A 14,155-nucleotide genomic window follows, 5' to 3' on the forward strand; every position below is an offset into this window, starting at 1 on the left:
GCGCGGGCCGTCCGGCGTCCCCGGCCGGTGGTGGCGGCCGGTCCGGCGGCCGCGGGCCGGAGCCATCGAGCGGTCACGGAAAGGAACGGGTGCCAATGCGTGACAACCCACTGCGCGACGACCCGAGGAACCGGGCGGCCCGGGCGGCCCGGCTGGCCGGGGCCCTGTCGGCAGCCACCGAACACCGCTGGCCCGTGGTCCCCGGGACCGTCCTGCTCGCCGGCGGACTCTGCTCCTGCGGCGACCCGGACTGTCCGGCCCCGGGGGCCCACCCGCACGACCCGACCCTGCTCGCGGCCACCACCGATGCCCGGATGGTGCGTTGGTGGTGGGAGCGGCGCTGCCCCGACGCGCCGGTGCTGGTCGCGACCGGCCGGACGGTCTCCGCGGTCAGCCTGCCGGCGGCGGCCGGGGCCCGCGCGCTCGCCTACCTCGCCGCGCTCCGGCTGCGGCTCGGCCCGGTGCTGGCCATGCCCGACCGCTACGCGATGCTGGTCGCCCCGTACTCGCTCGACGCGCTCGGCGAGATGCTCGTCCAACTCCCCTGGGTGCCGGGGTCGTTGCGCTACCACGGAAGTGGCGGATTCCTGCCGCTGCCGCCCGGCGGCGGGGCCGGCGACCGGGTGCGCTGGGTACTGCCGCCCCGTCAGGGCGCCGACGGCGGCGTCTGGCTGCCCCAGGTCGGTCCACTGCTGGGCGAGTTGGTCGACGCGGCGGTCCAGCTCGACAGCGGCCGTTCGGCGTACTGACGGCGCGGCCGGGCCGTTGCCCGCGCGGTGCGACCGGGGACCGCCGGCGTATCGATCGGGCACGGCCGACCCGCGTTGGCGTGGGATGTTCGGAAAAACAAAAGATCCGGCCGCTGGCGACGGGGGATGCACCAGCGACCGGACTCTTTAGACAGTAACAAGGATCCGCGCCCGCGCCAATTTCCAAGACGCCCTCGCAGCCCGGAAATTGCGGGTTTCGGGCGACAATGTGACGCGTATCACGTCGATCGGGCGGGCGGCCGCCTTCCTTGCGACCCGCCTTTAGTTCAGGGTGACCTGACGGTTCACCAGGTTCGCGCGGGCCCGCCGCTCGTCCGCGGTCAGCGGGGCCGGGTCGGCCAGCGTCGCCGCGAGGAGTTCGGCGAACTCGGCGGCCGGCTTCTCGCAGTCGGCCGCGGTCATGTCGAGCGGCAGGTCCCAGACCGGCACGGTCAGGCCGTGCGCCCGGAACGAGCCGACCAGCCGGGTGTCCGGGCCGAGCGAGGACTTCTCGGCGGCGGTCAGCCGGGCCAGCGCGTCCAGCAGCTGCTCCTCCGGCACGGTCATGACCCAGCGCAGGTGGTTCTTGTCCGGGGTGCCGCACCAGTACGCCGAGTCCAGGCCGGCGAGCTTCTCGGTCGGGATCGCCGAGGCGTTGGCGCGCTCCAGCGAGGCGGCCACCTCGCCGGTGGCGGTCTCCGCGTCCTCCAGCCAGAACTCGAAGCCGGTGTGCACGGCCGGCTCGAAGGCGGCGGCGGGGTCGAGCAGGTCCTGCAGGCGGCGGCCGCCCGGCACGGTCCGGCGGGCCGGCACCGGCGAGCCCGGCTCGGCGGCCAGGGCCAGCTCCAGGGCGTCCCCGAGGTCGCGGCTCAGGTCGCCGGAGGAGGACTGGGTCTGCAGGCCCAGCAGGATCGAGCCGTCCTGGCGGCGCAGCGCCGGCCAGGCCAGCGGCAGCACGGTGGCCAGGGTCACGGACGGGACCTCGCCGTTGGCGGCCTCGGCCACCCCGGCGGCCAGCGTCAGCGGGACGGTGGCGGCGGGCACCAGCTCGCGCAGCGCCACCCAGTCGGCCTCGCCGGCCAGGCCCTCGAACGGGCGGTGCACGAGCTCCTGGACCGCGTGCGAGGCTTCGCGGCCGTGGCACGCCTTGTAGCGGCGGCCCGAGCCGCAGGGGCAGTCCTCGCGGGCCCCGACCACGGGGATGTCGCCCGTGACGGCGGGGGTGGACTGGCTGCGCTGCGGCGCCTTCTTGGCGGCCTTCTTGCCCATGGTGCGGCTCTCCCGGGAACGGTGGTGTTGTGCTCCGGGCAGCCTACTGACGTTCCCCGGGAGTGTGGCGCACACCGGACCCGGCTCCGGACCGGGATCCGGGCCGGGACGCGGGTACGACCCGTCGCCGGGCGGCGCCCACCGGCGGCCGAGCCGCCGTCGCCCACCGCCGACCGCGCGGTGTCCGCCCGCGTGGCCGGTGCCGTCCGTCGTCCGTCGGCCGTCGGCCTCAGGGCTCCCGGTGTCCGCCGGCCGTCCGCCGGGCGTGCCGGGCGCGGGCCGGCAGGGCCGCCCACACCGTCACCTCGCCCGGGGCGTCGCGCACGCCCCAGTCGCTCGCCAGTTGGTCCACGATGCTCAGCCCTCGGCCGCCGTGCGAGGTCAGCGAGGGGCTGGACGGTGACGGGCGGGTCGGCGACCCGCCGTCGGTCACCTCCAGGGTGAGCACCCCGTCGGCGTGCATCTGCCACCGGACCAGGACGCCGCCGGTGTCCTCGCCGGGCTCGCCCGCGGCGGTGGCCGGGCCCGCCGGGCCCGCGGCCCGGGACGGCCCGCCGACCAGCAGCGGTTCCGCCGCCTCGGCGCGGGCACCCCGGCCGAGGGCCGGCAGCGGCCCGAGCGGCCTGGCGTAGCGGCAGGCGTTGCTCAAAAGTTCGGAAAGGATCAGAACAGCATCATCAATGACCGGTTCCGGTATCTCGCGGTCTCCCAGATCTCGACGCAGTCGGCGCCGTGCGACCCCGACACTCGATGGGCCGTGCGGCACTGCCATGGTCGATGAAGTCGGCACTTCACGCGCCACCATCAACGCCACCCCCGGACCTCCTTCAGCGTATGCCGAGGGATGGATGCCCCTTGGCAATACGTCGGAAACGACCGGGCGGCGATCCCGCACGGACATTTCAGGCCGGTGCACCGACGGTGCGCGACAGGTGATTCGGCGCTCACCCTCCGTCGTGAAACTGTATGAATTGCGCCAGAAATCGTTGCCGAAAGGTTTGAGTCCCTACCAAGACGGTCAACGAGTCACGGTGGTTGAACGGTTCACCACGGCTTCACGACCTGCCCGTGCGCCACGGCACCCCGTCCGGCGGCCGGCTCGCCGCGGTACCGCGCGGCCCGGCCCCGCCGCCCGGCGATGCCGGTGCCCACGGCCCGGACCACGGCTGCGGACGTCAGCGGCCGAGCTGGGCCAGGACCTCCGCCGGGCGGTTGGTGATGATCGCCGACACCCCGAGATCCAGGCACAGCTCGACGTCGGCCGGCTCGTCGACCGTCCACACGTGCACCTGGTGGCCCAGTTCGAGCAGCCTGGTCACCAGCCCCGGCCGGGCCCGCACCAGGTCGATGCCCGGCCCGGCGATCCGCGCCCCGCCCGGCAGCGGCGCGCCGGGGCGCAGCCGCCCGCGCAGCACCAGGCCGCGCTCGAACAGGAACACCCGGGGGTACTGCGGCGCCGCGGCCGCCACCCGGGCCAGCGCGACGGAGGAGAAGCTCATGATCCGGGCGTTGACGCCGTGGCCCGCGCCGGTCCCCGCCGTCCCGGCGCCCCGGCCCCCGGTCGCGCCGCCGATGCCGAACCGGTCCAGCGTCCGCAGCAGCTCGGACTCCACCCGGCCGCGGAACCGCACCGGGTGCTTGGTCTCGATCGCGAGGTCCACCGGCCGCCCGGAGTCCACGACCAGCTCCAGCAGGCTCTCCAGCCGCAGCACTCCGCGCAGCTCCGGGTCCTCGCTCGGCCGCCCGGTCTTCCAGGCGCCGAAGTCGTGCGCCTCCAGCTCGGCCAGGGTCATCGCGGACACCGTGCCCCGGCCGTCCGAGACCCGGCCGATCCGCCGGTCGTGCACGCAGACGAGCTGCCCGTCGGCGGTCACCCGGACGTCGCACTCCAACGCGTCCGCGCCCTCGGCGAGCGCCCTGCGGTAGGCGGCGAGGGTGTGCTCGGGCAGGGCGTGCGAGGAACCGCGGTGGGCGATCACCTGGACGGGCCGGGTGGTGCGGGCCGTCACGGGCGAGACATCAGGGCTGGTCACGCCCTCCACGATAGGCGGCGGAAGTGACGCGGAGGCGACGTCGGCCCCAACCCGGAGGGCCGACTTCGTCACTCCGTCGCGCGTTCGGGGTCATTCCGGCCGGCGCGTCGGAGGGCGCCCGGGCCGCCGCGCCCGGGGCGTTCCGGCGGCGGTGCCGGGGTGTTCCGGCCGGTGCTCCGCAGGCGTTCCGGCCGACGTTCCACCGGTGTTCCGTGGGCGTTCCGCCGGAATTCCGCGCGCATTCCGCCGCAATTTCCGGCCGCCCTCGGGTCGGCCTCGGTCCGGCCGTCCGGTCAGCGCGCGTCGGCGGCGGTCCGGCCCCGGGTGAGCGGGGTGAGCGCCCAGGTCGCCAGGGCGGGCACCAGGAAGCCGAACAGCGAGGCCGAGGTCCACTCCTGCGGGGTGAAGTGCAGCACCTCCTGCGCGGACGTCCAGAAGTCCGTCCACCAGCCGGCCACCGCGGTCGGCGCGATCAGCTGGTAGACCGCGAAGCCGAGCGCCCACGGCAGCAGCATCAGCCAGCGCGACGGTGCCTCGTCCGAGAGGTCCCAGCCGCGCCGCCCGGCGCCGAGGAAGTAGTCGACCGCCAGCACCGCGAACATCGGCACGAAGACCGAGCCGATCAGCCCCAGGAAGGCGTAGTACGAGTCGGTGAACGCGGTGATCTGCAGCGCGAGCACGGTGATCAGCGCACCGGTGGCGCCCGTGAGCACCCGGCGGTCGACCTTCGGCAGCAGGTTGTGGATCGACATCGCGGTCGAGTAGACGTTCGCGAAGGACTGGTCGGTCTCGCGCAGCACCAGCACCAGCAGGAACAGCCAGCCCGCCCACACGCCCAGGAAGGAGTCGAAGATCCGGTCCGGGTCGCCGTCCGCCTGCAGCAGCGCCATCAGCCCGAGCACGTAGCACCAGACCTGCGCCACCGTGTAGCCGGAGAAGCTGCCCCAGAACGCCGAGCGCGGGGTCCGCGAGTGCCGGGTGTAGTCGGCGGCGAGCGGGACGAAGGAGATGGACACCGCGATCATCGCGTCCGTCGCCCGCAGGAAGCCGTGCCAGTTGCCCGCGCCCGGGTCGGTGATGCCGTTCCGGCCGAGCTGGACGGTGAAGTAGACCATCGCCACCGCCACCGCGACGGCGACGAAGCGGCGCAGCACGGCGATCGCGCCGAGCGGCCAGATCGTCAGCGCGGTGGTGACCGCGCCGGCCAGCACGACGAAGAGCCAGCGGTAACCCTCGGTGCCGACGACGGTCTGCGCGCCGAGCGCGATCGTCAGCAGCTCGTACACGCCCCAGCCGACGCACTGGACGATGTTGAGCACCGTCGGCACGTAGGACAGCCGGGTGCCGAACAGTCCGCGCAGGGTGGCCATGGCGGGCGCGCCGGTGCGGGCGCCGATCAGCGCGGCGACACCGAGCATCGCGGTGCCGACCACGGTGCCGGCCACGATCGCGGTCACGGCGGCGGCCAGCGACAGCTCGCCGCCCTTGGCGCCGAGCACGGTCGCGGCGGTGCTGAAGCCGATCAGCGAGACGCCGAGGTTCATCCAGAGCGCGAAGTGGTCGCGGAAGCGGAGGGTGCGGGGCGGCTCGGTGTCCAGCACCAGCGGCGCCTCGACCCGGGCGGCGGGTTCCAGGACGGCGGTTGCCGAGGACGAGGACGTCGAAGCAGGCGGCATGGCCGATTTCTCCCTACGCCGGCATTACCCGGACAGGTTCCGGCGGTCTGCGCCCCCTCGACGGCTGTCCACGGATCCCGTGGCGTACGGTCGACCGGCGCACTCTCAGCCTGGTGGGTCCAAGCTCCCGCGTGTCAGTTCGAAGCGACAGGCTAGCGGGCACGGCGAGGAACGCCAAGGCCAGGGGGCCGGACGGGCGGCGCCGGGGGGCGTCCGTCTGGCCGGGCTAAGGATTCTTATGAGTTCTTCAGAAGGCTCCTTACGGCAATCGAATCGAGTGTGCGAAAAACTATGGTTGTTGGTCCTGTCAGCGATGGAGGTCGTCCGTGAGCAGCGAGCGCGAGGTTGGGTCCACCGGGCCGCAGGGGGAGCAGCCCTCCGGCGGCCAGGGGGTGGTGGGTTCCCCTGCTGACGGTCCGGCGCAGCAGAGTGCGGCGGTCCCGGCGCCCGCGGCGGAGCAGCCGGCTCCGGCCACCGAGGGGGGTTCCGGCGGGTTCACGCCCACCGTGGCCTTCGGCAAGCTGACCGCCCCCGAGCCGGCGGCCCCGCCGGCCCCGGCGCCCGCCGTGCCCGGCGCGCCGCCGGCCGTCGAACCCGGCTACCTGGACGCCCCGCCGCCGGTCCTGCCGCCGGCCGCGCCCGCCGCCCCGGCCGCCCCGCAGGGCGGCAACCCGTACGCGACCCCGGCCCCCGGCACCCCGGTGCCCCCGGCCCTGGCCGCGCACGACCCGTACGCGGCGCCGTCCGCCCCGCACGACCCCTACGCGGTGCCCGCCGCCGCGCAGCACGACCCGTACGGGGCGCCGGCCGCCCCGCCGGCCCCGGGCGCGACCGGGCAGCACCACCACCCGTTCGGCGCCGGCCAGCCGCTCGGCGGCTGGGGCGCCCACGACGTCACCCCCGGCGCGCCCGGGGCCCCCGGCGGCCCCGGCGGTCCGCACGGCTACCCGGGCGACTACCCCGGCGCCCCCGGCCACGGCGGCCCGCGCAAGAAGCGCGGCGGTGGCCTGATCGCGCTGGTCGCGGCCGTGGCCCTGGTGGCCGGCGTGGCCGGCGGCGCGGTCGGGGTGGCGATCGCCGACCGCGACGACAGCTCCGTCAGCGCCGCGGCCGACCGCAGCTCCACCACGGTCCAGGCCAACAACACCCAGAAGAACGAGCCCGCCCCGGGCTCGGTCGCCGGCATCGCGCAGAAGGCGCTGCCCAGCGTCGTCACCATCAAGGCGCAGGGCAACGGCGAGTCCGGCACCGGAACCGGTTTCGTCTTCGACACCGAGGGCCACATCCTCACCAACAACCACGTGGTCGCGCCCGCGTCCAGCGGCGGCAAACTGACCGTCAAGTTCGCCGACGGCAGCTCCTACGGCGCCTCCGTGCTCGGCCGCGCCGAGGGCTACGACGTCGCGGTGATCAAGCTCGACAGCCCGCCCAAGGGCAAGCTGACGCCGCTTCCGCTGGCCGACTCCGACAAGGTCAACGTCGGTGACTCCACCATCGCCATCGGCGCGCCGTACGGCCTGGAGTCCACCGTCACCACCGGCATCATCAGCGCCAAGGACCGCCCGGTCGCCTCGGGCGACGAGACCGGCTCGCAGGCGTCGTACATGAACGCGCTGCAGACCGACGCCTCGATCAACCCCGGCAACTCCGGCGGTCCGCTGCTGGACTCCTCGGGCGCGGTGATCGGCATCAACTCCGCGATCCAGTCCAACGCCTCCGCCAACGGCCGGGCCGGCTCCATCGGCCTGGGCTTCGCGATCCCGGTCAACCAGGCCAAGTGGGTCGCGGACACCCTGATCAAGACCGGCAAGCCGGTCTACGCCAAGCTCGACGTGCTGCGCAACGACGACTACAAGGGCGACGGCGCGCAGATCCAGACCCGCGACGTCCAGGGCCAGCCGGCCGTCACCCCCGGCGGCGCCGCCGACCAGGCCGGCCTCAAGCCGGGCGACGTGATCACCAAGCTCGGCGGCAGCCCGATCGAGAACGGCCCCGCCCTGGTCAGCAAGATCTGGACGCACAAGCCGGGCGAGACCGTGGACGTCGAGTACACCCGCAACGGCCAGACCGCCACCACCAAGGTCACCCTCGGCACCCGCGTCGGCGACAACTGACCCCCGCCCCGCCCCGGAAACCCGGTGCACCGAACCCCGCCGGACCCGTTAGGCTGACCTCCGCCTGGAGAGCTGCCCGAGCGGCCTAAGGGAACAGTCTTGAAAACTGTCGTGCGGTGACCCCGTACCGTGGGTTCGAATCCCACGCTCTCCGCCGGTAGGAGATGAACCACCTGCTCAAGGCGGGTGTCGACCTGAGGGTCGGCACCCGCCTTTGTGCTTGTCGGGGGTGGGGAGGTGTCCCGTTTTCACCTGAACGGGGGGTTTGTGGGGGATGCGTCGTTCTGGGGAGGGCCGGGTCTCGTGTGTTCGGGCGTAAGGGGCGAACTGCCCTGGGCCCGGCAAGGAGAGACGCATGGCCTGGTACCCCGGCGCGGAGAAGATGGAGCTCCAGCCAGAGTCGGACGAGCAGCCGGCGATCACGCCGACGCAGGTGATCTTCCACAGTGTGGCGGCGCCGTGGACGCCGCGGCGGATGTACGAGTACTGGCGGGACTCGACCAACCTGGAGTCGCACTTCGGGGTCGGATACGACGGCGGCGTGGGACAGTTCGTCGGCACCGAGACGCGGGCCGACGCCAACATGGGTGCCAACCGCAGGGCCGACGGCACCGGCGCGGTCAGCGTGGAGACGGCCAGTGACGACGGGAGCACCGATCCCTGGACGGACGCCCAGGTCGGCGCTCTGATCGCGCTCGGGGTGTGGCTGCACCAGCGGCACGGCGTCCCGGCGCGGATCTGCCCGCGGTGGGACGCGCCCGGATTCGGGGTGCACCGGATGTTCCCGGAGTGGTCGGACGGCGGCACGGCCTGCCCGGGGGACGCCCGGGCCCGGCAGTTCCGCGAGGTGGTGCTGCCCGGCATCGTCGCGGTGATCGGCGGCGCGCCGGTGCCCACGCCGCGCGGGGACTCCGGTCCGGCCGGCGACCCCGGACCGGCCCGGTACCGGGTGACGATCAACGGCCTGGAGTACGGCTACGGCGCGCACGGGCCGCAGGTCCGGGAGGTCGGCGAGGCGCTCGTCCGGCAGGGCTTCGGCCGGCACTACGCGTCCGGTCCGGACGAGGACTGGCGGGACGCCGACACCCTCAACTACCAGGACTTCCAGCACGGTCTGGGGTACTCGGGGCCGGACGCCGACGGCGTGCCGGGCGAGGGGTCGCTGCGCCGACTGCTCGGCCGGCTGCCCTCGTCGCGCCGGGTGTCGCTGGCCCACGTGGTCGCGGCCGCCCGTACCGACCCGGGCGCCGAGCAGGGGCACCAGACCTACGGGGGCGAGGTGCGGATCGTCGAACAGGCCCTCGCGGACGAGGGCTTCCTGGAGCAGCGCTGGGTGGACGGCTCGCTCGGCACCCGGACGGTCCAGGCGTACGCGGCCTTCCAGCGCAGCCTCGGCTACGCGGGGGAGGACGCCAACGGGCTCCCCGGCCAGCGCAGTCTGCGCACGCTGGGGGACCGGAGGGGGTTCGATGTGACCGACTGAGCGCCGCCCGCCGGGGACGGCGGGACCGGCGGTGGTCCCGGGGCTTGACCATGACACGGTGTGAGGGCCTGCACTGGAGGGACCATGTTGAACATCGGAGACTTCGCCAAGCACGGTCGGGTGTCGGTCCGGATGCTGCGTCACTACGACGCCATCGGGCTGATCCGGCCGGCCCGGGTCGACCCGTCGAGCGGCTACCGCTGCTACGAGGCGGCCCAACTCGCCCGGCTCAACCGGGTCATCGCCCTCAAGGAACTCGGCTTCACGCTGCAGCAGGTGCGGGCCGTGCTGGACGAGGAGGTGGACCCGGCGGAGCTGCGCGGGATGCTTCGGCTGCGGCGGGCCGAGCTCGCCGCGGCCATGGCCGCGGACGCCGAACGGCTGGCCCGGGTCGAGGCGAGGCTCCGGACGATCGAGAGCGAGGGGACCATGTCCGCACAGGACGTCGTGGTGAAGCGGCTGCCGTCGGTCCGGGCGGCCGAGCTGGCGGGTGTCGCGGCGAGCTACGAGCCGCAGGACATCGGGCCGGTGATCGGCCCGCTGTTCGAGGAGCTCTGCGGTCGCCTGGCGGCGGCCGGCGTCGCGGCCGCCGGGCCGTCCGTCGCCCGGTACGAGGACACCGGGGAGGGCGACGGTTCGGTGCTGATCCGGGTGGCGGGGGGGGGGGCCCCCGGGGGCCGCCCCCCCCCCCGGGGGGGGGCCCGGGGGGGGGGGGGGGCGGGCCCCCGCGGGGGGGGGGGGGGCCGCGGGGGGGGGCCGGGGTGGGGGGGTGGGGGGGGGGGGGGGGGGGCCGGGCCCGGGCGGCCCCCCCCCCCGCCACGGGAGAGGAGCACGGTTTCGCGGTGGTCGACCTGCCGGCCGTCGAGGCGGCGGCGACGGTGGTGCACCGGGGCCCGATGGACGAATCGCTGGGCTCGTTCCAGTCGCTGGCGCGGTTCGTCGAGGAGAACGGCTTCCGCTCGGACGGGTACGCCCGGGAGCTCTACCTGGAGTGCCCCGAGGACCCGGCGCACTGGGTGACCGAGCTGCAGGAGCCGGTGGTCCGCGCCTAACCGGCACCGTCCCACCCGTCCACCGGCCTGTCGCCCGCCCGCCCGCCTCGTCCCGAGCGCTCCGGCCCGACCCTTCCGCACCGCCCCGGCGTACTTGCCGGTCGGTCGGGCGGCGGGCAGAGTGCGAGGACGGGGCGGGCGGCGGACGGCGGAGGCGGCGATGAGTGATCTGACGGACCGGCTGGCGGAGGGCCTCCCGCCCGGCGCGATGGCCGTGGACCCGGACGTGACGGCCGCCTACCGGCACGACATGGCGGACTTCTGCCCGGCCGGCACCCCCGCCGTGGTGGTCTTCCCGGAGACGGTCGAGCAGGTGCAGCACGTGCTGCGCACCGCGACCGCGCTGCGCGTCCCGGTGGTTCCGCAGGGGGCCAGGACCGGTCTGTCCGGCGCCGCCAACGCGGTCGACGGCTGCGTCGTGCTGTCGATGCTGCGGATGAACCGGATCCTGGAGATCGACCCGGTGAACCGGATCGCGGTGGTCGAGCCGGGGGTGGTCAACGCCGAGCTCTCCCGGGCGGCCGCCGCCGAGGGGCTCGCCTACCCGCCCGACCCGTCGAGCTGGGAGTCGTGCACCATCGGCGGCAACATCGGCACCGGCGCGGGCGGGCTCTGCTGCGTCAAGTACGGCGTGACCGCCGAGTACGTGCTCGGCCTCGACGTGGTGCTGGCCGACGGGCGGCTGCTGTCCACCGGCCGCCGGACGGCCAAGGGCGTGGCCGGCTACGACCTGACCCGGCTCCTGGTCGGCTCCGAGGGCACCCTGGGCGTGGTGGTCCGCGCGGTGCTGGCGCTGCGGCCCGCTCCCGCCCCGCAGCTGGCGCTGGCGGCGGAGTTCCCGAGCACGGCCTCGGCGGGCGCGGCGGTGTGCGAGGTGATGGCGCGAGGCTTCACGCCCTCGCTGATGGAGCTGATGGACCCGGTGAGCGTGCGCGCGGTCAACGAACTGGGGCGGATGGGCCTGCCGGAGTCGACCAGGGCGCTGCTGCTGGTCGCCTTCGACGGCCCGGACCGGGTGGCCGAGCTGGCCGCGGTCGGCGAGCTGTGCCGGGCGGCCGGGGCGACCGAGGTGGTGCCGGCCGAGGACCAGGCCGAGTCCGAGCTGCTGCTGGAGGCGCGCCGGCTGGCACTGCCGGCGCTGGACCGGCTGGGGACGACGATGATCGACGACGTGGCGGTGCCGCGTTCACGGCTGGCCGAGATGCTGGAGGGGGTCGCGGCGATCGGCGAGCGGACCGGGCTGACCATCGGGGTGGTGAGCCACGCCGGGGACGGCAACACCCACCCGATCGTCATCTTCGACGCGGCGGACCCGGAGCAGTCGGCCCTGGCGCAGCGCTCCTTCGACGAGATCATGGCGCTGGGACTGGAGCTGGGCGGGACGATCACCGGGGAGCACGGGGTGGGGCTGCTCAAGCGGGAGTGGCTGGCGCGGGAGCTGGGACCGGTGGCGATGGAGCTGCAGCGGCAGCTGAAGGCGGTCTTCGACCCGCTGGGGATCCTCAATCCCGGCAAGGCGGTTTGACCTCCCCCCGGCGCCGGGCAACGAGGTATTGTTCTCCGGATTTTCAGACTGTCGCAGGATGGCTGGAATTATCGACACGGTAGCGTGACCGCACCGGCGGGGGGCGTGTTTGTTGTCGTCGCGCGCCAGGGTGGTGCGCCGGATTGTCCGTGTGCCCCCCTCGCGCCACCCCAGGAGACTCGGTCGTATCCGACCGTTCGGGCGAAATCGCAGGTCGGTGGCGGTGTGTCGGCGCGCTTCCAGGGTTGGACGCAGTTATGCGCGGGGCTGCTGGATATCACGCTAAAGGGCGAAAAGGGCACTGGGAGGTGGTGCTTTGTCGATTTGTTGCGGAAGTCTGTGACCCGGCGTCGCAGCCCGCAGGTGTTCGTCTGGCCGGCGAACTCCCGCACCCAATGCACGATTACCGTTTCTTGGAGGCTCCCATGGCTCGCAACCGAATCCGTCGTACCGCCGGTGTGCTGCTCGCGGCCCCGCTCGCGGCCGGGCTGCTGCTCGCCGGTGCCGGCGCCGCAGCCGCCGACAACGGCGCGCTCGCCAACGACGGGTCGAACAGCGGGGTGGTGTCGAACGTCGGGACGGGCAACGTCTTCGGCTCGGTCGACGGCAACTACATCTCCACCCAGCAGACGGCGACCGGCTCCGGCGCCTCGAACCAGGCCAACACCCTCGCGGTGAAGGACAACTCGGGCACCATCCTGGCCGGCCAGTCCAACAAGAACTACAGCATCGTCTTCGCCCCGATCTTCCACTGAGCACCCGGGTGATCGGGCACCGGGACGCCCCGGGTGCCGGCACCGACCGGGAGCCGTCGACGGCGGGGGCGCCGTCGGCGGAGGACCGGGGCCGGCCGGGGCGGACGCGGGTGGGCTGAGCACCCGCGACGGGTCCGGAGCGGACCGCGAAGTGGATCGGAAGAACCGCGATCGGAACGGATCGCACAGCGCGCAACCGGGCAGCGGAAAGGGTCACCGCGAACCGGTCCCGTGGGCGGCACCGAGCATCGGTGCCGCCCACGGGCGTGTCCGGGCGTGTCGCGGTGTGTCCGCACGTGTCCGCACGTGTCGGGACGTGTCAGGACGTGGCCCGGCGCCCACCGGTGCCACCCGCGCGGGCCGCGGTGCCGGGACCGGGCCGGTGCGGGGCCCGCGCCCTGGGCCGTCACCGTACGGCGGTACGGTTGCGCTCCGACAGTGCACCCCCGAGCCCGGCGCCCCCCGGCGGCCCGTCCGGCGAGGGGCTGCGGCCGCGGCAACCGGAAGGAAGGGCGCGATGGCAGCCGAGGACGAGGGCCCGAGCGGCCCGGGCGGGACCACGCCCGCACCCGGCTCCGGGCCGGGCCCGGAGCCGCGCCCGGAAGCGCGGCCCGAGCCCCGGTCCGTGCCCGAGCTGATGCTGGGCCGCCCGCCGATGGCCCGCCCGCTGCCCGGCTTCGACACCGCGGCGGCCCCGGCCGAGCCCGGCCCGCTCCTGGTCGACTGGCTCGCCACCGCCCTCGACGCCGGGGTGCTGGACCCGCAGGTGTTCACCCTCTCCACGGTCGACGCCGACGGCCTGCCGGACGCCCGCGTCCTGGTGCTGCGCGACGTGGACCCGTCCGGCACCGGCTGGGTCTTCTCCGCCGCGGCCGACAGCCCCAAGGGCCGCCAGCTCGCCGACCACCCCGCCGCCGCGCTCACCGTCTACTGGCCCCGACTGGGCCGCCAGGTCCGGGTCCGCGGCACCGTCGAACGGGCCGCCGACCTGGTCGCGGCCGCCGAGTTCGCCACCCGCTCCCCGGACGCCAGGATCGGCGCGCTGGTCGGGCGGCAGAGCGAGCCGCTGGCCTCGCCGGCCGAGTACGAGGAGGCGGTGGCGGTGGCGCGGCGCCGACTGGAGGCCACCCCGGACGCGGTCGCCGCCGGGCACGCCGTCTACACGCTCTGGGCGCACGAGGTCGAGTTCTGGCAGGGCGAGGCCGAGCGGCACCACGTCCGGCTGCGGTACACCAGAACCGGTCCGGTGCTCACCCCGGAGTGGTCGCGCACCCTGCTCTGGCCCTGAGGCGGGTCCGAGGCGCCCCGAGGGACTGAAGCACCCGAAGGACCTGAAGTACCCGAAACACCGCGGCGGACGGCCGGGGGCACGCATCGACCGGATACGCGTCCCCGGCCGTCCCCGGCCGTCCCCGGCCGTCCCCGGCCGTCCACAGTCGGACAGTTGGGGCCCTCAGGTCGTCGGGCCGTCGGGCCCCCGACCGCCCGTCTCGGCGCCG

General features: G+C 74.7%; 10 protein-coding genes, 1 tRNA gene, 1 pseudogene and 1 riboswitch. Of the genes and pseudogenes, 8 read left to right on the forward strand and 4 right to left on the reverse strand.

Going from position 1 to position 14,155, the window contains the following annotated elements; all coding sequences use genetic code 11:
• Positions 1-95: 95 nt before the first annotated feature.
• Positions 96-749: a bifunctional DNA primase/polymerase gene (locus ACIQ9P_RS11435; protein WP_402353384.1), complete on the forward strand. Its 654-nt coding sequence runs from the start codon at positions 96-98 to the stop codon at positions 747-749.
• A 282-nt stretch (positions 750-1,031) separates the two neighbouring features.
• On the opposite strand, the gene ACIQ9P_RS11440 is transcribed toward ACIQ9P_RS11435, so the two are convergent.
• The 4 genes from ACIQ9P_RS11440 to ACIQ9P_RS11455 all read right to left on the reverse strand — a co-directional run bounded on the left by ACIQ9P_RS11440 (position 1,032) and on the right by ACIQ9P_RS11455 (position 5,727).
• Positions 1,032-2,018 carry a DUF5926 family protein gene (locus tag ACIQ9P_RS11440; RefSeq protein WP_402353387.1) on the reverse strand — a complete coding sequence of 329 codons (987 nt, stop codon included), beginning with the start codon at positions 2,016-2,018 and terminating at the stop codon, positions 1,032-1,034.
• 229 nt (positions 2,019-2,247) lie between these two features.
• Entirely contained in the window at positions 2,248-2,832 is a 585-nt protein-coding gene (locus ACIQ9P_RS11445; RefSeq protein ID WP_402353390.1) for an ATP-binding protein, read from the reverse strand.
• A 361-nt stretch (positions 2,833-3,193) separates the two neighbouring features.
• The gene (locus ACIQ9P_RS11450) at positions 3,194-4,051 is read right to left on the reverse strand and encodes a glycerophosphodiester phosphodiesterase family protein (RefSeq protein ID WP_402353393.1); all 858 of its coding nucleotides are present in this window, start codon (positions 4,049-4,051) and stop codon (positions 3,194-3,196) included.
• A gap of 293 nt (positions 4,052-4,344) precedes the next feature.
• The gene (locus ACIQ9P_RS11455) at positions 4,345-5,727 is read right to left on the reverse strand and encodes a purine-cytosine permease family protein (RefSeq protein ID WP_402353396.1); all 1,383 of its coding nucleotides are present in this window, start codon (positions 5,725-5,727) and stop codon (positions 4,345-4,347) included.
• Positions 5,721-5,868: riboswitch (TPP riboswitch) on the reverse strand. Its footprint overlaps the gene before it by 7 nt.
• Before the next feature lie 185 nt (positions 5,869-6,053).
• Here ACIQ9P_RS11455 and ACIQ9P_RS11460 point away from each other — a divergent pair.
• The 7 genes and pseudogenes from ACIQ9P_RS11460 to ACIQ9P_RS11490 all read left to right on the forward strand — a co-directional run bounded on the left by ACIQ9P_RS11460 (position 6,054) and on the right by ACIQ9P_RS11490 (position 13,944).
• Entirely contained in the window at positions 6,054-7,841 is a 1,788-nt protein-coding gene (locus ACIQ9P_RS11460) for a S1C family serine protease (RefSeq protein WP_402353399.1), read from the forward strand.
• Positions 7,842-7,907: 66 nt separating this feature from the next.
• Positions 7,908-7,995, forward strand: a tRNA-Ser gene (locus ACIQ9P_RS11465).
• A gap of 201 nt (positions 7,996-8,196) precedes the next feature.
• Complete coding sequence (locus ACIQ9P_RS11470; RefSeq protein ID WP_402353402.1) at positions 8,197-9,324, forward strand: peptidoglycan-binding protein; 1,128 nt, start codon at positions 8,197-8,199, stop codon at positions 9,322-9,324.
• Positions 9,325-9,408: 84 nt separating this feature from the next.
• Positions 9,409-10,376, forward strand: a pseudogene (locus ACIQ9P_RS11475) (MerR family transcriptional regulator).
• A gap of 160 nt (positions 10,377-10,536) precedes the next feature.
• The gene (locus ACIQ9P_RS11480; RefSeq protein WP_402353405.1) at positions 10,537-11,901 is read left to right on the forward strand and encodes an FAD-binding oxidoreductase; all 1,365 of its coding nucleotides are present in this window, start codon (positions 10,537-10,539) and stop codon (positions 11,899-11,901) included.
• Between the two features lie 425 nt (positions 11,902-12,326).
• On the forward strand, positions 12,327-12,656 hold the full coding sequence (locus ACIQ9P_RS11485) for a hypothetical protein (protein WP_045938792.1): 330 nt from the start codon (positions 12,327-12,329) through the stop codon (positions 12,654-12,656).
• Positions 12,657-13,173: 517 nt separating this feature from the next.
• Positions 13,174-13,944 (forward strand): pyridoxal 5'-phosphate synthase, encoded by a 771-nt coding sequence (locus ACIQ9P_RS11490; protein WP_402353409.1) that lies wholly within the window; start codon positions 13,174-13,176, stop codon positions 13,942-13,944.
• Positions 13,945-14,155: the final 211 nt, after the last annotated feature.

The organism is Kitasatospora sp. NPDC094019 (assembly GCF_044764505.1).
Taxonomy (GTDB): domain Bacteria; phylum Actinomycetota; class Actinomycetes; order Streptomycetales; family Streptomycetaceae; genus Kitasatospora.

Bases quoted from the DNA above. Each gene is read 5' to 3' on its own strand.
- ACIQ9P_RS11455 (WP_402353396.1), bottom strand. From the start codon at position 5,727: ATGCCGCCTGCTTCGACGTCCTCGTCCTCGGCAACCGCCGTCCTGGAA.
- ACIQ9P_RS11490 (WP_402353409.1), top strand. From the start codon at position 13,174: ATGGCAGCCGAGGACGAGGGCCCGAGCGGCCCGGGCGGGACCACGCCC.
- ACIQ9P_RS11435 (WP_402353384.1), top strand. From the start codon at position 96: ATGCGTGACAACCCACTGCGCGACGACCCGAGGAACCGGGCGGCCCGG.
- ACIQ9P_RS11485 (WP_045938792.1), top strand. From the start codon at position 12,327: ATGGCTCGCAACCGAATCCGTCGTACCGCCGGTGTGCTGCTCGCGGCC.
- ACIQ9P_RS11470 (WP_402353402.1), top strand. From the start codon at position 8,197: ATGGCCTGGTACCCCGGCGCGGAGAAGATGGAGCTCCAGCCAGAGTCG.
- ACIQ9P_RS11480 (WP_402353405.1), top strand. From the start codon at position 10,537: ATGAGTGATCTGACGGACCGGCTGGCGGAGGGCCTCCCGCCCGGCGCG.
- ACIQ9P_RS11440 (WP_402353387.1), bottom strand. From the start codon at position 2,018: ATGGGCAAGAAGGCCGCCAAGAAGGCGCCGCAGCGCAGCCAGTCCACC.